This window comes from Amycolatopsis pretoriensis (assembly GCF_900107925.1).
In the GTDB taxonomy this organism is placed as follows: Bacteria; Actinomycetota; Actinomycetes; order Mycobacteriales; family Pseudonocardiaceae; genus Amycolatopsis; species Amycolatopsis pretoriensis.
Genome location: NZ_FNUJ01000008.1, coordinates 158996 through 178140, shown reverse-complemented (window position 1 = coordinate 178140; position 19145 = coordinate 158996). Strand labels below are relative to the sequence as shown.

21 protein-coding genes are annotated in these 19145 nt (G+C 71.3%); 20 read left to right on the top strand and 1 reads right to left on the bottom strand.

Features of this window, described 5'->3' with window-relative positions:
* The first annotated feature begins 105 nt into the window (after positions 1-105).
* From ffh to BLV96_RS34195, 17 genes are all read left to right on the top strand, one after another.
* The gene (gene ffh / locus BLV96_RS34275; protein ID WP_086680515.1) at positions 106-1641 is read left to right on the top strand and encodes a signal recognition particle protein; all 1536 of its coding nucleotides are present in this window, start codon (positions 106-108) and stop codon (positions 1639-1641) included.
* Positions 1638-2714 carry an amidohydrolase family protein gene (locus BLV96_RS34270; RefSeq protein WP_086680517.1) on the top strand — a complete coding sequence of 359 codons (1077 nt, stop codon included), beginning with the start codon at positions 1638-1640 and terminating at the stop codon, positions 2712-2714. The genes ffh and BLV96_RS34270 overlap by 4 nt, the downstream gene beginning before the upstream one ends.
* Before the next feature lie 45 nt (positions 2715-2759).
* The gene (locus BLV96_RS34265) at positions 2760-3485 is read left to right on the top strand and encodes a CPBP family intramembrane glutamic endopeptidase (RefSeq protein ID WP_086680519.1); all 726 of its coding nucleotides are present in this window, start codon (positions 2760-2762) and stop codon (positions 3483-3485) included.
* A 103-nt stretch (positions 3486-3588) separates the two neighbouring features.
* Positions 3589-4380, top strand: coding sequence for a CPBP family intramembrane glutamic endopeptidase (locus BLV96_RS34260; RefSeq protein WP_086680521.1), 792 nt, complete (start codon positions 3589-3591; stop codon positions 4378-4380).
* A 159-nt stretch (positions 4381-4539) separates the two neighbouring features.
* Positions 4540-4983: a 30S ribosomal protein S16 gene (gene rpsP, locus BLV96_RS34255; protein ID WP_086680523.1), complete on the top strand. Its 444-nt coding sequence runs from the start codon at positions 4540-4542 to the stop codon at positions 4981-4983.
* Positions 4980-5219, top strand: a complete 240-nt coding sequence (locus BLV96_RS34250; RefSeq protein WP_003103110.1) for an RNA-binding protein — start codon at positions 4980-4982, stop codon at positions 5217-5219. Before rpsP ends, BLV96_RS34250 begins: the two co-directional genes overlap by 4 nt.
* Positions 5220-5242: 23 nt before the next feature.
* Complete coding sequence (rimM, locus tag BLV96_RS34245) at positions 5243-5755, top strand: ribosome maturation factor RimM (protein WP_086680525.1); 513 nt, start codon at positions 5243-5245, stop codon at positions 5753-5755.
* A 1-nt stretch (position 5756) separates the two neighbouring features.
* On the top strand, positions 5757-6503 hold the full coding sequence (gene trmD, locus BLV96_RS34240; protein ID WP_086680527.1) for a tRNA (guanosine(37)-N1)-methyltransferase TrmD: 747 nt from the start codon (positions 5757-5759) through the stop codon (positions 6501-6503).
* A gap of 164 nt (positions 6504-6667) precedes the next feature.
* The gene (gene rplS / locus BLV96_RS34235; protein ID WP_086680529.1) at positions 6668-7036 is read left to right on the top strand and encodes a 50S ribosomal protein L19; all 369 of its coding nucleotides are present in this window, start codon (positions 6668-6670) and stop codon (positions 7034-7036) included.
* A gap of 31 nt (positions 7037-7067) precedes the next feature.
* Positions 7068-7994: a signal peptidase I gene (gene lepB / locus BLV96_RS34230; protein ID WP_086680530.1), complete on the top strand. Its 927-nt coding sequence runs from the start codon at positions 7068-7070 to the stop codon at positions 7992-7994.
* Positions 7995-8085: 91 nt separating this feature from the next.
* Positions 8086-8919 carry a ribonuclease HII gene (locus tag BLV96_RS34225; protein ID WP_086680532.1) on the top strand — a complete coding sequence of 278 codons (834 nt, stop codon included), beginning with the start codon at positions 8086-8088 and terminating at the stop codon, positions 8917-8919.
* Entirely contained in the window at positions 8916-9239 is a 324-nt protein-coding gene (locus tag BLV96_RS34220) for a DUF2469 domain-containing protein (protein WP_003096226.1), read from the top strand. The genes BLV96_RS34225 and BLV96_RS34220 overlap by 4 nt, the downstream gene beginning before the upstream one ends.
* Positions 9240-9500: 261 nt before the next feature.
* A complete protein-coding gene (locus BLV96_RS34215; RefSeq protein ID WP_086680534.1) occupies positions 9501-9878 on the top strand; it encodes a YraN family protein in 378 nt (125 codons plus the stop codon).
* Complete coding sequence (locus BLV96_RS34210) at positions 9878-11389, top strand: YifB family Mg chelatase-like AAA ATPase (RefSeq protein ID WP_086680535.1); 1512 nt, start codon at positions 9878-9880, stop codon at positions 11387-11389. Before BLV96_RS34215 ends, BLV96_RS34210 begins: the two co-directional genes overlap by 1 nt.
* A 298-nt stretch (positions 11390-11687) precedes the next feature.
* A complete protein-coding gene (gene dprA / locus BLV96_RS34205; protein ID WP_086680537.1) occupies positions 11688-12827 on the top strand; it encodes a DNA-processing protein DprA in 1140 nt (379 codons plus the stop codon).
* Positions 12828-12930: 103 nt separating this feature from the next.
* Complete coding sequence (locus tag BLV96_RS34200) at positions 12931-13914, top strand: tyrosine recombinase XerC (RefSeq protein WP_086680539.1); 984 nt, start codon at positions 12931-12933, stop codon at positions 13912-13914.
* A gap of 109 nt (positions 13915-14023) precedes the next feature.
* Entirely contained in the window at positions 14024-14872 is an 849-nt protein-coding gene (locus BLV96_RS34195) for a FliA/WhiG family RNA polymerase sigma factor (protein WP_086680541.1), read from the top strand.
* Here BLV96_RS34195 and BLV96_RS34190 read toward each other — a convergent pair whose 3' ends face one another.
* Complete coding sequence (locus BLV96_RS34190) at positions 14873-15460, bottom strand: M23 family metallopeptidase (protein ID WP_086680543.1); 588 nt, start codon at positions 15458-15460, stop codon at positions 14873-14875.
* A 1033-nt stretch (positions 15461-16493) separates the two neighbouring features.
* On the opposite strand from BLV96_RS34190, the gene rpsB reads away from it, so the two are divergent.
* From rpsB to pyrH, 3 genes are all read left to right on the top strand, one after another.
* Positions 16494-17366, top strand: a complete 873-nt coding sequence (gene rpsB, locus BLV96_RS34185; protein WP_086680545.1) for a 30S ribosomal protein S2 — start codon at positions 16494-16496, stop codon at positions 17364-17366.
* Positions 17367-17455: 89 nt separating this feature from the next.
* On the top strand, positions 17456-18271 hold the full coding sequence (gene tsf / locus BLV96_RS34180; protein WP_086680547.1) for a translation elongation factor Ts: 816 nt from the start codon (positions 17456-17458) through the stop codon (positions 18269-18271).
* A 117-nt stretch (positions 18272-18388) separates the two neighbouring features.
* Positions 18389-19132 carry a UMP kinase gene (gene pyrH / locus BLV96_RS34175; RefSeq protein WP_003065595.1) on the top strand — a complete coding sequence of 248 codons (744 nt, stop codon included), beginning with the start codon at positions 18389-18391 and terminating at the stop codon, positions 19130-19132.
* Positions 19133-19145: the final 13 nt, after the last annotated feature.

Sequence of the window (19145 nt, the reverse complement as noted above, 5' to 3'; positions counted from 1 at the left end):
CAAAGCGCGCGTACCCGTGAGGCGGGAGACCCGGAGCGACTACCCTCGGAGGGGCCGGCCTCGTCCGGCGCGCCACTCTCGACCCCAGCTGGAGCGTGCACACCCGTGTTCGACACCCTGTCCGATCGGCTCACCGCCGCCCTTCAGACGCTCACGCGCAAGGGCAAGCTGTCCGACGCCGACATCGACGCCACCGCGCGCGAGATCCGCATCGCGCTGCTGGAGGCCGACGTCGCCCTCGGCGTGGTCAAGACCTTCATCGCGAAGATCAAGGAGCGGGCGAAGGGCGCCGAGGTCTCGCAGGCGCTCAACCCCGCGCAGCAGGTCATCAAGATCGTCAACGAGGAGCTCGTCGGCATCCTCGGCGGCGAGACGCGCCGGCTGAACCTGGCGAAGAACCCGCCGACCGTGATCATGCTCGCCGGTCTGCAAGGTGCCGGTAAGACGACGCTCGCGGGCAAGCTCGCGCTGTGGCTGAAGAAGCAGGGCCACGCGCCGATGCTGGTCGCCTGCGACCTCCAGCGCCCGAACGCCGTCACGCAGCTGCAGGTCGTCGGCGAGCGCGCCGGCGTAGTCACCTTCGCGCCCGAGCCCGGCAACGGCGTCGGCGACCCGGTCGACGTCGCCCGCCGCGCCATCGCCGAGGCCAAGCACGCCCAGCACGACGTCGTCGTGGTCGACACCGCGGGCCGCCTGGGTGTCGACGAAGAGCTGATGAAGCAGGCCGCGGACATCCGCGACGCCGTCGAGCCGGACGAGGTCCTGTTCGTCGTCGACGCGATGATCGGCCAGGACGCCGTGACGACGGCCCAGGCGTTCCAGGACGGCGTCGGCTTCAGCGGCGTCGTGCTCACCAAGCTCGACGGCGACGCCCGCGGTGGTGCCGCGCTGAGCGTCCGCGAGATCACCGGCCAGCCGATCCTCTTCGCCTCCAACGGCGAGAAGCTCGAGGACTTCGACACCTTCCACCCGGACCGGATGGCGTCGCGGATCCTCGGCATGGGTGACGTCCTCACCCTGATCGAGCAGGCCGAGCAGGCCTTCGACCAGAACCAGGCCGAGAAGGCCGCGGCGAAGCTGTCCAGCGGCCAGCTCACCCTGGAGGACTTCCTCGAGCAGATGCTCGCGGTCCGCAAGATGGGCCCGATCGGCAACCTGCTCGGCATGCTCCCGGGCGCCGGCCAGATGAAAGACCAGCTGGCCCAGGTCGACGACAAGCACCTGGACAAGCTGCAGGCGATCATCCGCGGCATGACCCCGGCCGAGCGCGAAGACCCGAAGATGATCAACGGCTCGCGCCGGCTGCGCATCGCGAACGGGTCCGGGGTCACCGTCCGCGAGGTCAACGACCTGGTCAACCGGTTCTTCGAGGCCCGCAAGATGATGGCCCAGATGGCCGGCCGGTTCGGCTTCGGCGGCGGGGGCGGCTCGAAGTCCCGCAAGGGCAAGAAGGGCAAGAAGGGCCGCGGCCCGACGCAGCCCAAGGTCCGCGGCGGCTTCCCCGGCGGCATGCCGATGCTGCCCCCGGGCGGGCAGATGCCGGGTGGCATGCCCGACCTCTCGCAGCTGGGCGGCATGAACGACGTCCCGGGCTTCGACCCGTCGAAGTTCAAGCTGCCGAAGAACCCGAAGGACAATTGAGCACGGCGCTCCACGCCGCCGGGGTGGTCCTGCCCGGCGGCGAGTCCCGGGACCTCTGGATCTCCGGTGGCCGGATCTCGTTCGAGCCGGTGCTGGACGCCGAGACGCTGGGCCGGGACGTCTTCCTCGTGCCCGGCCTGGTCGACGCGCACTGCCACCCCGGCATCGGCGTCGGCGGGGCCGTCTCGCTCGAAGAGGCGACCGAGCAGGCGCTCACCGACCGCGCCGCGGGGACGCTGCTGATCCGCGACTGCGGGCTGCCGATCGACGTCCGGCCGCTGCAGCGGCGCGCCGACCTGCCGACGATCATCCGCGCCGGGCAGCACCTCGCGCTGGCCAAGCGGTACATCCCCGGGCTCGGCATCGAGCTGGAGGACGCTTCGCAGCTGCCGGACGCCGTGGCCGAGCAGGCCCGCGACGGTGACGGCTGGGTCAAGCTCGTCGGCGACTGGATCGACCGCGGCGCCGGCGACCTCGCGCCGCTCTGGCCGGACGACGTCCTGGCCGAGGCCGTCAAGGTCGCGCACGACAACGGCGCCCGCGTCACCGCGCACGTGTTCGGCGAAGCCGCGCTGCCCGGCCTGATCGCGTCGGGCATCGACTGCCTCGAACACGGCACCGGCCTGAACGCCGGCCAGCTCGCGGAGCTGGCGCGCAACGACGTCGCGCTGGTCCCGACGCTGATCAACATCGAGAACTTCCCGGGCATCGCGGACAAGGCGGGCAAGTACCCGGCCTACGCCGACCACATGCGGGCGCTGCACGCCGGCGTCGGCGAGATGGTCGCTTCGGCCATCGAAGCGGGCGTACGCGTCTTCGCGGGCAGTGACGCGGGCGGCATGGTCGAGCACGGCCGGCTCGTCGACGAGATCGAGGCGCTGCACCGCGCGGGCATGACCCGCGAGGCGGCGCTGGCGAGCGCGTCGTGGGCGGCCCGCGACTGGCTCGGCCACCCGGGCATCGCCGACGGCGCGCCCGCCGACCTGCTCGTCTACGCGAGCGATCCCCGCCAGGACCTGGGCGTCCTGCGGCACCCTTCGCACATCGTGCTCGGCGGAGTGGTGTACGCGTAGACCCCGCCGTTTTCCTTGCGGGGTCGGCACTTTAGCGTTGGGCCCGTGACGGACGACGACGGCGCACGGCGCGTGCTGGGGGCGCACTGGTGTTTCGTGGCGTTCTTCGCGGGGATCGCCGGCTACTACCTGATCAACCTCCTCATCGCCGCGGCGGTCAACCGCAACGTCGGCGAGTTCGACCCCCTCGAACTGCACGACATCGGCCCGCTGCTGCTCCTGGCGTTCGTGCCCAACCTGCTGCTCGGCCTCGGCCCGGCGGTCGGCTCGTGGACCTGGGGGAGTGGCCTGCGTACCGACTTCGGGCTGAAGCCGACCTGGCGCGACGTCCGGATCGGCCTCGCCTGCGGCGCGCTCGCGCTGGTCGTCGGCTACGGGCTCAACCTCGTGCTGATCGCCGTCTACGGCGCCGACGACGTCTCCGACAGCCCGCTGAGCGACCTCGCCGACACCTTCGACGGCGACACCGTCTGGCTGGTGCTCGCCGCGGTGATCGTCATCGCCGGCGCGCCGATCACCGAAGAGCTGCTGGTCCGCGGCACGCTGTGGAACGCGCTGGCGTTCCACCGGGTCCCGCCGTGGGTGGTGCTGCTGCTCACCTCGGTCGTGTTCGCCCAGCTGCACGGCGAGCCGACGCGCACGATCGCGCTGATCGGCCAGGGCATCGCGATCGGGCTGGCCCGGCACCTGTCCGGCCGGGTGAGCGCCGGGGTGATCGCGCACGCGGCCAACAACCTGCCGCCGGCGGTGCTGCTGTTCGTCGCGCACTGAGGGTGTTGCGAGAATCGTGCACAGTAGTCGGACGGACACTGTGCGATCACATCGCGGCCGCTAGGCTCGTCGTCAGGAGCCGAGCGACCGCGGAGGGCCAGGCGTGACCACTTCCCAGCCCCGGGACCCGGCTTCCGACGCGCTGCCGGAACCCGAGGAGCCGGCCGCGTTCCTCGAGCCCCCACGACGGCACCGGTGGGGCTTCGGGGCCTTCCTGCTCGTCGAGGCCACACTGCTGGCGTCGGCGGCGTTCGTCTCCGTGCTGGTCGGCGACACCGGCCCCGGCCCGCTGCCCATCCGGGTCGTGCTGCTCGGCACGATGCTGCCGACGATGATCGCGGCCGGTGTCGCGGTGCTGATCACCTACTTGCGCGGCAACGGGCCCGTCGCCGACCTGCGGCTGGAGTGGCGCTGGGCCGACGTGAAGACCGGGTTCCGCTACGGCTGCGTCGGGCTCGTCTTCACCACCCTCGGCGCCTACCTGTGGACGCGGCTGGTCGGCAACGCGAACGCGACGTCGGCGATCAGCGCCCTGGTCGAAGACCGGAAGATGTCGATCTCGGCGGCCATCGTGATGTTCGTCTACCTCTGGCTGCTCGGCCCGATCTGCGAGGAGATCATCTACCGCGGGCTGCTCTGGGGCGCCGCCGAACAGCTGCAGTGGCGCAGCGAGCGCTGGGGCCGCGTCGCGGCGTTCCTGCTGTCGACGGCGGTGTTCGCGGCCAGCCACCTCGAGCCGCTGCGGACGACGTTGCTGCTGGTCATCGCGGTGCCGATCGGCCTGGCCCGGCTGGTCACCGGGCGGCTGCCGGCCAGTATCGTCGCGCACCAGGTGAACAACTTCCTCCCGGCGCTGACCATCCTGCTCGGGGCGCTCGGGGTGGCCTCTTTCTAGGGGCGCGGGCGCCGTCTGGCAGAATGGGTCACTGCCTGCTTCCGCCGGACCCTCTCACCGTGCGAAAGCTCCTGACCTTCGGGTGCCCGCGTCCGTGTCCCCACTCGGCTCGCGTGCGCCCAGCCCAGCACCAGAGAGACTCGAGGAGAACCCACACCCGTGGCCGTCAAGATCAAGCTGCAGCGCCTCGGCAAGATCCGTGCGCCGTACTACCGCATCATCGTCGCCGACGCGCGCACCCGCCGGGACGGCAAGGCCATCGAGACGATCGGCAAGTACCACCCGAAGGAAGAGCCGAGCCTGATCGAGGTCGTCTCCGAGCGCGCCCAGTACTGGCTGGGTGTCGGCGCGCAGCCGACCGAGCCGGTCCAGCGCCTGCTGGAGATCACCGGTGACTGGCAGAAGTTCAAGGGCCTGCCGGGCGCCGAGGGCACCCTGAAGGTGGCCGAGCCGAAGCCGTCCAAGCAGGACCTGTTCAACGCGGCCCTGGCCGCCGCCGGCGAGGAGCCCTCCACCGAGGCCACCACGCCGAAGAAGAAGTCCGCCCCCAAGAAGGCCGAGGCCGAGAAGGCCGAAGCCGCCGAGGGTGAGAAGGCCGAGTGAGCTTTCTGGCTGACTCCCTCGAGCACCTGGTGCGCGGGATCGTCGACAACCCGGACGAGGTCCGGGTCGAGCTGCTGACCACTCGTCGTGGCCGCACGCTCGAGGTGCACGTGCACCCCGACGACCTCGGCAAGGTGATCGGCCGGGGTGGTCGCACGGCGACCGCCCTGCGCACCGTCATGGGCGGCATCGGTGGCCGCGGCGTCCGCGTGGACGTCGTCGACACCGATCGCTGAGCCCCTTTCGGAAAACGGTCAGGATGGACGTCGTAGTCGGCCGCATCGCCAAGGCGCACGGCATCCGCGGGGAACTCGCGGTGGACGTGCGCACGGACTCGCCGGACGAGCGGTTCAAGGTCGGCGCGGCCGTGACGACGAAGCTGCGTGACGGCAGCAAGAGGGAACTCACCATCGCAGCCGCCCGCGAACACAGCGGGCGGCTGCTGGTGCGTTTCGAGGAGGTGCTGACCCGCGACGTCGCCGAGACGCTGCGGGGAGCGCTCCTGCTCGCCGACACGGACACGCTGCCGCCGACTTCGGACCCCGACGAGTTCTACGACCACGAGCTGGCCGGCCTGCGGGCCGAGCTGGCCGACGGGACGGTCGTCGGCAAGGTCGTCGAGATCGTCCACTCGCCCGCGGGCGAGCTGCTGGAACTCGACGTCGACGGCCGGGACGTGCTGGTCCCGTTCGTCCGCGCGATCGTCCCCACGGTCGACGTCGCGGGCGGCCGGGTCGTGCTCGACCCGCCGGAAGGGCTCCTGGACGCCTGAGATGCGCATCGACGTCGTCACGATCTTCCCCGAGTACCTCGACCCCCTGCGCGCCGCGCTGCTGGGCCGGGCGATCGACCGCGGCCTGATCGAGGTCGGCGTGCACGACCTGCGCGACTGGACCCACGACGTGCACCGCGCGGTCGACGACGCCCCGTACGGCGGCGGCCCCGGCATGGTGATGAAACCGCAGGTCTGGGGCGCGGCGCTGGACGACGTCTGCGGCGAAGCGACGCGGCTCGTCGTGCCGACGCCGGCGGGCAAGCCGTTCACCCAGGAGCTCGCGCACGCCTACGCGGCGGAGAAGCACCTGGTCTTCGCCTGCGGCCGGTACGAGGGCATCGACCAGCGCGTCGTCGACGACGCCGCGCGCCGGATGCCCGTCGACGAGGTGTCGATCGGCGACTACGTGCTGGTCGGTGGCGAGGCGGCCGTGCTGGTCATCGTCGAAGCCGTCGTCCGGCTGCTGCCCGGCGTGCTCGGCAACGCGCGTTCGGCCGCCGAGGACTCCTTCTCCGACGGCCTGCTCGAAGGGCCCAGCTACACCCGCCCGGAGGTGTGGCGGGAGCTGGCCGTGCCGGACGTCCTGCGCTCCGGCAACCACGCGCTGATCGACCGCTGGCGCCGCGACCAGGCCCTCGAACGCACCGCCCGGCGCCGCCCCGATCTCCTGGCCGCGCTGCCGGAAGGTAGTCTCGACAAGCACGATCGCGGGGTCCTGGAGGGCTTGGACCCCGGGCAGGCATAGGGCCGGTTCGTTCGCCCGAACCGCCGTCTGCGATACTTGACAGGTTGGCGTGAGTGGACCTCCTCGTTCACGAGCCCGCCATCAGCCCCCGGGTCGCCCGCAGCGTGACCGTTGCGCGCCCGGGACGTGTACGCAAGCCATACGAAGACGAGGACGGACCACCGATGAACACCCTGGACGCGCTGGACAAGCAGTCGCTGCGTTCCGACATCCCGGACTTCCGCCCGGGCGACACGCTCAAGGTGCACGTCCGCGTCATCGAGGGCAACCGCGAGCGCAACCAGGTCTTCCAGGGCGTCGTCATCCGCCGTCAGGGCGGTGGCATCCGGGAGACCTTCACCGTTCGCAAGATCTCCTTCGGCGTCGGCGTGGAGCGGACCTTCCCGGTCCACTCGCCGAACATCGCCGAGGTCGAGGTCCACAAGCGCGGTGACGTGCGGCGCGCGAAGCTGTACTACCTGCGCGACCTGCGCGGCAAGAAGGCCAAGATCAAGGAGCGCCGCGAGAACCGCGAGACGGCCTCGGCTAACTGAGTCACAACCCGGTTACCGGTAGCCTGACGACGTGGCCGAACCCGTGTCCCAGAACGCTCCTGAGGATGACCCCGATCGCTCCGAAGAGGACAAGCCAAGGCTGTCCCGCTCCGAGGAGCGCGGGGGATCCCGCCGGCGGCGAGCCAAGCCCGCCAAGAAACGGTCGTTCTGGAAGGAACTGCCGATCCTGCTCGTGATCGCCCTGGTGCTCACGATCCTGATCCAGACATTCCTGGCGAAGGTCTTCATGATCCCCTCGGGGTCGATGGAGGCCACGCTGCACGGGTGCCCGGGCTGCACCGGCGACCGGATCCTCGTCGACCGGGTCACCTACGACTTCACCGAGCCGTCCCCCGGCGACGTGATCGTGTTCAAGGGCCCGCCGGCGTGGGTGAACAACGAGATCCCGCCGCAGGAGTCGAGCAACATCGTCGTCCGCGGCCTGCGCGGTCTCGGCTCGCTGGTCGGGTTCGCCCCGCCGGACGAGCGCGACTTCGTCAAGCGCGTGATCGCGGTGGGCGGCCAGACCGTCCAGTGCTGCGACACGCAGGGCCGGGTCGTGGTGGACGGCAAGGGGCTCGACGAGCCCTACGTCTACTGGGAAAACGCGGACAACCAGGCGGAGCGCCCGTTCGACCCGGTCAAGGTCCCGGCCGGGACGGTGTGGGTCATGGGCGACAACCGGAACAACTCCGACGACTCCCGGTTCCAGGGCGGCGGCGGAGTGAACGGCGCGGTCCCCGTGGACAACATCATCGGCAAGGCGCGGATCATCGTCCTGCCGCCGAGCCGGTGGGGCGGGATCACCGACCACAACCCGCAGGAAGCCGCGCAGCCGGCGGCCCTCGGCGCGCCGGCCTGGCAGAGCGGTATCCCGCTCGGCGCCGGGATCGCGGCGGCGTGGCCGACGCTCTTCCTGGGGCGCAAGCTCAAGTCCGGACTGCGCCGGAAACGCTAGCCACCCCGATCCGTGTCGGCAGACGGGTGATCCAGCCTTGACTCTTCCCGTTCCCCTCACCGCGGCCGAGCCGATCCGGCCGCCGCGGGCCGTGGTGCGCGGCGACCTCTTCTGGGGGTTGCAGGGCGCGCTCGACCGCCGTGGCCTCGGCCCGGTCGCCGGTGTGGACGAAGCGGGCGCCGGGGCGTGCGCGGGGCCGCTGGTGGTCGCGGCCTGCGTGCTCAAGCAGGGTGACGCGAAGCTCACCGAGCTGACGGACTCGAAGCTGATGACGGCGAAGGCCCGCGACCGGGTCTACGACCTGATCCTCAAGCGGGCCGTCGACTACTCGGTGATCGTCATCCCGACGGCCGAGGTCGACCTCTACGGCATCCGGGTGATGAACCTGGAGGGCATGCGGCGCGCCGCGGCGGCGTTGCGCGTGTCGCCGGGCTACATCCTGACCGACGGGTTCCGCGTCCCGGGCCTGACGGCGCCGAACGCGGCGGTGATCAAGGGCGACCGTTCGGTGGCGTGCATCGCGGCCGCGTCGGTGCTGGCGAAGGTGACGCGCGACCGCATCATGGCGGGCCACCACGACGACCTCCCGCACTACGGTTTCGACGTGCACAAGGGTTACAGCACGTCCGACCACCTGGCGGCGCTGCGCGAGCACGGCCCCAGCGACGTCCACCGGTGGTCGTACACGAACGTCGCGACGGTGGCCGTCAAGCACGGCCTGCGGCCGACGCGGCCGGTCGTGCTGACCTACGCGGCGCTGGAGAAGGCGATGGAGTCCGGGGCCTCGGCGAGCCTGACCGCGGTCCTCGACGAGGCACTCGAGCCACAACTCAGCCTGCCGCTGCATGCCCCGGGCGCGGGTGTGGGTCACAATGAACGCTCCGCCGGAGCAGAACGAGCCCGAGGAGGGGCGCGGATTTCATGAGCGCAGAGGATCTCGAGAAGTACGAGACCGAGATGGAGCTCTCGCTGTACCGCGAGTACCGCGACATCGTCGGCCAGTTCTCGTACGTGGTGGAGACCGAGCGGCGGTTCTACCTGGCGAACGCGGTCGACGTCCAGGTCCGCGACGGCGGCGGCGAGGTGTACTTCGAGGTCCGCATGTCCGACGCGTGGGTCTGGGACATGTACCGCCCCGCCCGGTTCGTCAAGCACGTCCGGGTCATCACGTTCAAGGACGTCAACGTCGAAGAGCTCGACAAGCCGGACCTGAGGCTGCCCGAGGACGGTCCGTTCTCGGGCTGAGCTCCGTTCACATCGACCGCGCCGGTTCGTCCGCTCCTGGACGAGCCGGCGCGGTTTTTCTTCGCCTGTAGCACACCCGACCGACAATCCCGGCCGTCCCGCGGCGATCCGTGGACGAGTTGTCCACATACCCCCGGTTGTCCACAGCCCGGCGATTCCGGCCTGGTTTCGCCGTGGCGCCCCCTGGCATCGTCGAACGCACACGCACCGTGATCGCCGGGACCGCCCCGGTGACGGGCGTACCGACGAGGGGGCGACACGATGACGGGCACCGACCAGCTCGCGAGACACCGCCGCGACCTGGGCGCGTGGGGCGAAGACCTCGCGTCCCGGCACCTGCAGGACAGCGGCCTCGTCCTGCTGGGCCGCAACTGGCGCTGCCGCGAAGGCGAGATCGACCTGATCCTCACCGACCGCGCCCGCGTCGTGTTCTGCGAGGTCAAGACACGCACGGGCACCGAGTTCGGCCTGCCGTCGGAGACGGTCACGGAGGAGAAGGCGGGCCGGGTCCGCCGAGCGGCCGAGCGCTGGCTGCGCGAGTTCCGGATCGGCTGGTGCCCGGTCCGGTACGACGTGGTGACGATCCTCGCGGAGCCGGGCCGGCGCCCCCGCGTCCAGCACATCGAGGCGGCGTTCTGATGCCGATCGCCAAAGCCTGGTCCGCGGCCCTGCTGGGGATCGACGGGCGGATCATCGAGATCGAGGCGGATCTGGGTGGCGGGCTGAGCAGGGTCACCCTCGTCGGGCTGCCCGACGCGGGGCTGCGCGAAGCCAAGGACCGCGTCCGCTCCGCCATCCGCAACTCGGGCCAGCCGTGGCCCGACGGCAAGGTCACCCTCGGGCTCTCGCCGGCGAACCTGCCCAAGGTCGGCTCGGCGTACGACCTCGGCATCGCGGCGGCGATCCTCGCGGCGACGGGTGCCGTACCGGCAACGCGGCTGCTCGGCACGGTGCTGCTGGGCGAACTGGCCCTGGACGGACGGATCCGTCCGGTCCGCGGCATCCTCCCCGGCCTCCTGGCGGCGCGCTCCGCGGGATACAAGCGCGCCGTCGTCCCGCAGGACTCGTTGGTCGAGGCGGCTTTGGTGGACGGCATCGAGGTCGCGGGAGCGCCGCACCTGCGGGACTTGGCGGCCTGGTTGAAGGGCGAGCTGGACCTCCCGAAGCCGGCCCCGGCCGCCCCGGCGCCGGCTCCCGAGGTGCCCGACCTGGCCGACGTGGTCGGTCAACCGGAAGCCCGCTGGGCGCTGGAGGTGGCGGCGGCGGGCGGCCACCACGTCCTGCTCACCGGCCCGCCGGGAGTCGGGAAGACGATGCTGGCGAAGCGGCTGCCAGGCTTGTTGCCCCCGTTGTCGCCCGACGAGTCCCTAGAAGTGACGGCGGTGCATTCGGTCGACGGGTCGCTGTCGAAGTCATCCCCGCTGGTCACCGTGCCACCGTTCGTCGCACCCCACCATTCGATCTCGATCGCCGCCCTGATCGGCGGCGGCAGCGGAATCGCGATGCCGGGAGCGATCAGCCGAGCCCACCGCGGCGTGCTGTTCCTGGACGAGGTGTGCGAGTTCGGCGGCCAATGCCTGGAGTCCCTGCGGACGGTCCTGGAGGAGGGCGAGGTCCGCATCGCCCGCGTGAAGGGCGCGATCACGTACCCGGCGCGGTTCCAGCTGGTACTGGCGGCCAACCCGTGCCCGTGCGCCCCACCGAAGGACGCGGATTGCGTGTGCTCCCCGACAGCCCGCCGGCGCTACCTGGGCCGCCTGTCCGGCCCGCTGCTGGACCGAGTCGACCTCCGAGTCGGCTTACGCCCGTTGACCGCGATCAGCGCACACGACCTCGGCCGAGCGGAGTCATCGGAAACGGTCCGCGCCCGGGTACTGCAGGCCCGCGAGCGCGCGGTCCAACGCTGGAGCGAGTACGGCTGGCGGTCGAACTCGGAGGTCCCGGGCCCGGCCCTGAGACGCAAGTTCACGCTGCCGCCGAACGCAACGCAGCTACTGGACCGCGCAATGGACCGAGGGGCATTGAGCGGCCGAGGAGCGGACAGGTGCTTGCGAATAGCCTGGACCCTGGCCGACCTGGACGGCGAGCAACGCCCCGGAGCAGACCAGGTCGGCTCGGCGCTGGCGTTCCGTGAGCGGGTGGCGGCATGAGGCTCGCCAAGCTGCACCACCGGGACTCGGAAAGCCCGGTCGCCTCGCTTTCGACCGTCCGCGAGCCGGGGCGGGTCGAGCCTCGACGAGCCGTCCTCGGCAGCTGCGTCCCCGGGCTTGTCGCTGGCCGACCCGGCCGGCTTGCGCCGGTTGTCGGCGGGCGAAGCGTCGTGAGTCCCGGCGGTGCGATGGGCGCCGATGGGTCTTGCCGGCCGTACGCACGAGTGGCCGATCCACAGGTCCTCCCGGCTGCGCACCCGGTCGGTTCCTCGGCGGCCCTTGGTGAGCGGGTGGCGGCATGAGCGCCGACGAGTTGCGGCGAGCCCGCGCCTACCTCCTGCGGGTCGCCGAACCCCCAGCCGCCGCGCTGGCGGCCTTCGTGGCCGCGCACGGTCCGGTCGACGCGGCCGCCCGGGTCCGTCGCGGCGACTGTCCACCCGAAGTCCTCAAAGCGACCGAGGCGCGTCGCGAGTACGACCTAGTCGGCCAAGACTTCGCGCGGGCCGCCGCGGCCGGGGCTCGGCTCGTCGTCCCCGAAGACGACGAGTGGCCCGCCTGGCCGCTGCTCGCCCTCGACCAAGCGGCCCGCCGTGGCGTGTCCGAAGCCGTGGCGCCGCTGGCGTTGTGGGTCACCGGGGATGTCGCGCTCGGCACCGCCGCCGATCGTGCCGTCGCCGTCGTCGGCGCGCGGGCGGCCACCGAGTACGGCGAGCACCACGCCGCCGAGCTGTCCTACGGCCTGGCCACCCGGGGCGTCCCCATCTTCTCGGGCGCGGCCTACGGCATCGACGGCGCCGCCCACCGCGGTGCGCTCGCCGCCTCCGGGGTCACCGTCGCCGTGCTCGGCTGCGCCGTCGATGCCGGGTACCCGGCCGGGCACGTCGGGCTGCTGAACCGGATCGTCCGCAACGGCGGCGCGGTCGTCAGCGAGTACCCGCCCGGCACGCCGCCCGCCCGGCACCGGTTCCTGGTCCGCAACCGGCTCATCGCCGCCCTCACCGAGGGCACCTTGGTCGTCGAAGCCGGGAAGCGCAGCGGCGCGCGCAACACCGCGAGCACCGCCGGCGCCCTCGGGAAAGTGGTCATGGCCGTGCCGGGGCCCGTCTCGTCGGGGATGTCCGTCGGCTGCCACGACCTGATCCGCGACTCGCGCGCGACGCTCGTCTCGACCGTCGACGAGATCCTCGAGACCGTCGGACGCTTCGGCATCGCCGAAGATCCGGACGCCCGGCCGAAGCGCCCGACCGACCGGCTGGGCCCCGAGGCATTGCGCACCTACGAGGCGCTTGCCGCACGTGCCGACCGTTCGGACTCCGAAATCGCGGCCGAATCCGGGCTGCCGCTGCGGAAAGTGCGGGCCTTGCTGCCCGCGTTGGAGATCGACGGATTCGCCGTCCGCGGGGACGCGGGCTGGCGACGACGGAGGGAAAGCGCGTGAACACCACGAAATCCGGGCGAAATCGTCGAAGGAATTCGGCTGGTCCGGTGTGCCCGCGTGGCGATCCTTGACCGGAGGCGGATGTTCGCGCAGCGTGACATCCATGCCGCCGCCATCACACCCCGGCCGGGGCCGCCGTCCGGACCTGCGCGCGCTCCGGGCCGCGCTGCCCGAGCCGGTCCGGGACGTCGTCGCCGGGTACGAACGGCACCTCGGGCTCGAACGCGGCCTATCGGCGCACACTGTCCGGGCGTACGTCGGCGATGCGGTGTCGCTGCTGGGGTTCGTCGTGGACGGCGGGGGTGGGCTCGCCGAGCTGGACCTGGCGCGGCTGCGTTCGTGGCTCGCCGCCCAGCAGTCCGGTGGGGCGAGCCGGACGACGCTCGCGCGGCGGGCGGCCTCGGCGCGGACCTTCACCGCCTGGGCGCACCGGACCGGCGTCCTCGCGACCGATCCGGGCGGCCGGCTCGCCGCCCCGCGGGCGCACCGCACCCTGCCCGGGGTGCTGCGCGCCGGGCAGGCGGGGGAGGTCATGCAGGCGTCGGCGGCCGGCGCCGCCGAACGCGATCCTGTCGCCCTGCGTGATCGCGCGATCGTCGAGCTGCTCTACGCCACCGGCATCCGCGTGTCCGAGTTGTGCGGGTTGGACCTCGGTGGAGCGGACTTCTCCCGTCGTGTCGTCACAGTGCTCGGGAAGGGCGGCAAGGAACGCGTGGTGCCGTTCGGCGTCCCGGCGGCGGAAGCGCTGGACGACTGGATCACCGAGGGACGGCCGAAGATCGTCGCGGAAACCGCCGGTGACGGCGTCGAGCCCGCACTTTTCCTCGGTGTCCGGGGAAAACGCGTCGACCCGCGAGCGGTGCGGCGAGTGGTGCACGACGCCGTCTCGGCGGTGCCCGGAGCGGTCGACATGGGGCCTCACGGCCTGCGCCATTCGGCGGCGACGCATCTACTCGAAGGGGGTGCCGATCTCAGGAGCGTTCAGGAACTGCTCGGTCACGCTACGCTTGCCACGACGCAGCTCTACACTCATGTGACCGTCGACCGGTTGAAAGCGATCCATGACCGAGCGCACCCCAGGGCCTGAGGCGGCCCGGGGAGTCTCGCCGGGGTCGTCACCAGCGGGCCCGGCGGCGCACGCGCATCCGCACGAGCACGGAGACAACACTGAGCCGCATGCCGAGAACGACTGTGCAATGACCGCAGGACCGCACGTGACCGAAACCGCCGGAGTGACCACTCACGGTGAGGCCGCCGCGCCCGCTGAACCGCGCGCCGGCTACGACGTCGACGCCGGGATCGCGGCGCTGTGGCGGCAGTTCGCCGACAGCCCCGACCAGGCGTCGCGCGATCGGCTCGTGCTGCACTACGCCCCGCTGGTCAAGTACGTCGCCGGTCGGGTCGGCACCGGCCTGCCGACCCACGTCGACGTCGGTGACCTCGTGCAGTCCGGCATCTTCGGTCTCGTCGACGCGATCGAGAAGTTCGACCCCGAACGCGGCCTGCGTTTCGAGACGTACGCGATGCAGCGGATCCGCGGCGCGATCCTCGACGACCTCCGTTCGCAGGACTGGGTGCCGCGCGCGGTCCGCAGCAAAGCCAAGGAGGCCGAGCGCGCGATGGAGCGGCTCGGCGCGCGCCTGAACCGCACGCCGACCGACGCCGAGCTCGCCACCGAGCTGGGCATCGGCCTCGACGACCTGCGCGACTTCTACGGCCAGCTGCAGCTGACCAGCGTCGTCGCGCTGGAGGACCTGGTGGCCGCGGGCAAGGACAGCGGCTCGCTGGTCGACACGATCCCCGACGACGACGCCGTCGACCCGGTCGCGGTGCTCGTCGACCAGGACAACCGCCGCCAGCTCGCCCAGGCCATCGCGCAGCTGACCGAGCGCGACAAGATCGTGGTCAGCCTCTACTACTTCGAGAGCCTGACCCTCGCCGAGATCGGCAAGGTCCTGGGCGTCACGGAGTCGCGGGTCAGCCAGCTGCACACGCGGGCGGTCATGCGGCTGCGCGCCAAGCTGGTCGAGCAGACCGGCTCCTGATCACGGACCACCTCCCCACGGCTTGAGGCGGAATTCGCCGAGCTCGCCGATGAGCGCGAGGGGGTCGACGTACTCGTCACCGCGCCGCACGCCCCAGTGCAGGCAGGCGGCGATCGCGCAGCCGGGGTGCCCGGCGAGGACGGTCCCGAGCACCTGCCCCCGGTAGACCTGATCGCCGACTGCGACCTTCGGCTCGACGGGTTCGTAGGTGGTGCGCAGGCCACCGTCGTGGTCGACGGACATGACGGGCCGCCCGCCGACGAGCCCGGCGAAGACGACGACCCCGGCATCGGCGGAGAGGACCTCCTGCCCGGGGACGGCGGCCAGGTCGACGCCCCGGTGGCCGGCGCCGTAGGGCGTTTCGGGGGCGTCGAAGTACTTGGTGACCACCGGAACGGGTGACAGCGGCCAGGAGAGCCGGCCCTGGGGCGCGGCCAGGGGGAAGTCCGGCGAGGTCCACGTGACCGAGGCCGGCTCGGACGGGGCCGGGAGCGCCGTGGCCCACGAGGCCGGCTGGGCCGGGCCCGGCGCGAGCGGAGTGGCCCACGTGACTTGGGGCGGCTGGCGCGACGCTGGCGCGAGCGTCATGTTCCACGTGACTTGGGTTGGCTGGGCCATGCCTGGCGCGCGCGGAGTGGTCCAGGTGACTTGGGGCAGCTGGGGCGACGCTGGCGCGAGCGCCACGGCCCGCGTGACTTGGGTTGGCTGGGTCGTGCCTGGCGCGCGCGGAGTGGCCCGCGTGACTTGGGTTGGCTGGGCCGGGCCTGGCGCGACCGGAGTGGACCACGTGGCTTGGGGTGGCTGGGGCGAGGCCGGCGCGAGCGCCATGGTCCACGTGACTTGGGTTGGCTGGGGCGAGGCCGACTCAAGCACCATCGTCCAAGCGGCCGGTGTCCATTGGGACGGGGTCGCCACCAGCGCTGTGGTCCTCGGCTCGGTCGAAATGGGCCGAGCCGGGGTCGAGCCGAGCGGCGTCGGTGGCTCGGCCGCCGGCAGCAGCTCGGCTCTCGCGCGCTCGGCCATCCACCCGCCCGCGGCCGCCGGTGGTGGCTCACCCGTCCGTGGCGGTGGCCCTTGCCCACCGGATCCACCGTCAGGCATCCCCAGCCCGGTCGTCGCCACGAACACACCCGGGCCGGTCGCCCGCCAGGCGGTCGCGGACGGCCACGCGAGCATCGCGACGACAAGCACAAAACCCATCGTGACCAGGGCAATCGCGCCCCATGCGCCACGTCGGAAACCGTTGATCGACTCCATGGCTCCAGCGTGCGGCACCGGACTCCCGCGTGGGGGCGCGGCCGCGAATCTGTGGACAACTCGGGCCGTTCCGGAGCCGGTGTGGACAACTCGGCCGCCGGTGGGGGAGGGGCTGGTGGCAGGGGGTAGAATCTTTTGCGCGGTCCGCGTGAGCGGGCTGACTTCGCGTGCACGTGCGCGTTCCCTCGATTTTTTCCTACCGCGGGAGACGCACGGGGTCCGGCGGTCCCTGGGGTTCCTCACCCCTCAGGGTCCGGGCTCCGCCACGGGCACCAGGGCGAACGGCCACCCGGCCGCGAGCGACAAAACCGAGCAGCGCGTCCCAGCGGGGCGCGCGCGACACAGAAGAGGTGTGATTCCGGCAATGGCCGTCGTCACCATGAAGCAGCTGCTCGACAGCGGCGTGCACTTCGGGCACCAGACCCGTCGGTGGAACCCGAAGATGAAGCGCTACATCTTCACCGAGCGCAACGGCATCTACATCATCGACCTGCAGCAGACGCTGACCTACATCGACCGTGCCTTCGAGTTCATCAAGGAAACCGTCGCGCACGGTGGCACGATCATGTTCGTCGGCACCAAGAAGCAGGCTCAGGAAGCCATCGCGGCCGAAGCCTCGCGCGTGGGCATGCCCTACGTGAACCAGCGCTGGCTCGGCGGCATGCTGACCAACTTCCAGACGGTCCACAAGCGCCTCCTGCGCCTGAAGGAGCTCGAGTCGCGCGAGCAGACCGGTGGCTTCGAAGGTCTCACCAAGCGCGAGATCCTCACGCTCACCCGTGAGAAGGACAAGCTCGAGAAGACCCTCGGCGGTATCCGCGACATGGCCAAGGTGCCGAGCATCGTGTGGATCGTCGACACGAAGAAGGAGCACATCGCCGTCGGCGAGGCTCGCAAGCTGAACATCCCGGTCGTCGCGATCCTGGACACCAACTGCGACCCGGACGAGGTCGACTACCCGATCCCGGGCAACGACGACGCCATCCGGTCGGCCGCGCTGCTGACCAAGGTCGTCGCCGAGGCCGCGGCCGCCGGTCTGATGCAGCGCTCCAGCCGCAACGGTGCCTCCGCGGACACCAAGCCGGAGCCGGGCGTCGCCGCCGACGAGCCGCTGGCCGAGTGGGAGAAGGAGCTGCTCGCCGGCTCCGAGACCGCCGCTGCCGACGCGACCGAGGCCGCCGCGGCCGTCGACGCTCCGGTCGAGACGCCCGCCGAGCAGGCGACCGCCTCCTCCTGATGTCCCACCGCCCGTGCGGCCGGCCCCGATGGGTCGGCCGCACGGGCGTAGCAACCCACAGATTTCCTGCAAAGGACGGATTTACCAGAATGGCGAACTACACCGCCGCTGACGTGAAGCGCCTGCGCGAGATGACCGGCGCCGGCATGATGGACTGCAAGAAGGCGCTGGAGGAGAACGACGGCGACTTCGAGAAGGCCGTCGAGTTCCTCCGCATCAAGGGCGCCAAGGACGTCGGCAAGCGCGCCGAGCGCGCCACCGCCGAGGGCCTGGTCACCGGCGACGGCGGCGTTCTCATCGAGCTCGACTCCGAGACCGACTTCGTCGCGAAGAACGCCGACTTCCAGGCGCTCGCCGCGAAGATCGTCGAGGTCGCGAAGTCCCTCAAGACCAGCGACGTCGAGGCGCTCAAGGGTGCCGAGCTCGAGGGCAAGACCGTCAACGAGGTCGTCCAGGAGCTTTCGGCCCGCATCGGCGAGAAGCTGGAACTGCGTCGCGTCGTGGCCTTCGAGGGCCAGACCGCGACCTACCTGCACCGCCGCGGCTCGGACCTGCCGCCGGCCGTCGGCGTGCTCGTCGAGTTCACCGGTGACGACAGCGAGGCCGCCCGCGGCGCCGCCATGCAGGTCGCCGCGCTGCGCGCGAAGTACCTGACCCGCGACGAGGTGCCCGCCGAGATCGTCGAGAACGAGCGCTCCATCGCGGAGAAGACCGCTCGTGAAGAGGGCAAGCCGGAGCAGGCCCTCACGAAGATCATCGAGGGCAAGGTCAACGCGTACTACAAGGACAACGTCCTGCTCGAGCAGCCGTCGGTCAAGGACAACAAGAAGACCGTCAAGGCGCTCCTGGACGAGGCCGGCGTGACGCTGACCAAGTTCGCGCGTTTCGAGGTCGGCCAGGCCTGACCTCAGGCCAGGGCGTAGGTTTCACACCCACAGTGCCCCGTCTCCGTCCATCGGGGGCGGGGCACTGTCGGGTCTAGAGAAGATCTGAAGCGGTCGAGGGCCTAGGAGGCGACATAGATGGGTGACCGGGTCGAAGGTGGCTACCGGCGGGTGCTGCTGAAGCTGGGCGGCGAAATGTTCGGCGGTGGTTCGATCGGCGTCGATCCGGATGTCGTCCACTCGGTCGCGCAGCAGATCGCCGACGTCGCCCGCACCGGCGTCCAGGTCGCGGTCGTGATCGGTGGCGGCAACTACTTCCGCGGCGCCGAGCTTTCGCAGCGCGGCATGGACCGCGACCGCGCCGACTACATGGCGATGCTGGGCACCGTGATGAACTGCCTGGCGCTGCAGGACTTCCTGGAGAAGGAAGGCCTGCCCACCCGCGTGCAGACCGCCATCACGATGGGCCAGGTCGCCGAGCCCTACATCCCGCGCCGCGCCGAGCGGCACCTGGAGAAGGGCCGCGTCGTGATCTTCGGCGCCGGGGTCGGCATGCCGTACTTCTCCACCGACACCGCGGCGGCGCAGCGGGCGCTCGAACTGGGCTGCGAAGCCGTCCTGATGGCCAAGGCCGTCGACGGCGTCTACACCGCGGACCCGAAGGCCGACCCGACCGCCGAGATGTTCCGCGAGATCACCCACCGCGAGGTGCTGGAGCGGGACCTCAAGGTCGCCGACGCGACGGCGTTCAGCCTCTGCATGGACAACAACATGCCGATCATCGTGTTCAACCTGCTCACCGAGGGGAACATCGCCCGCGCGGTGAGTGGTGAAAGAATCGGCACGTTGGTCAGCACCCCCGCCGACGGGGTGCCGGCCTAGACCTGCTGGGATC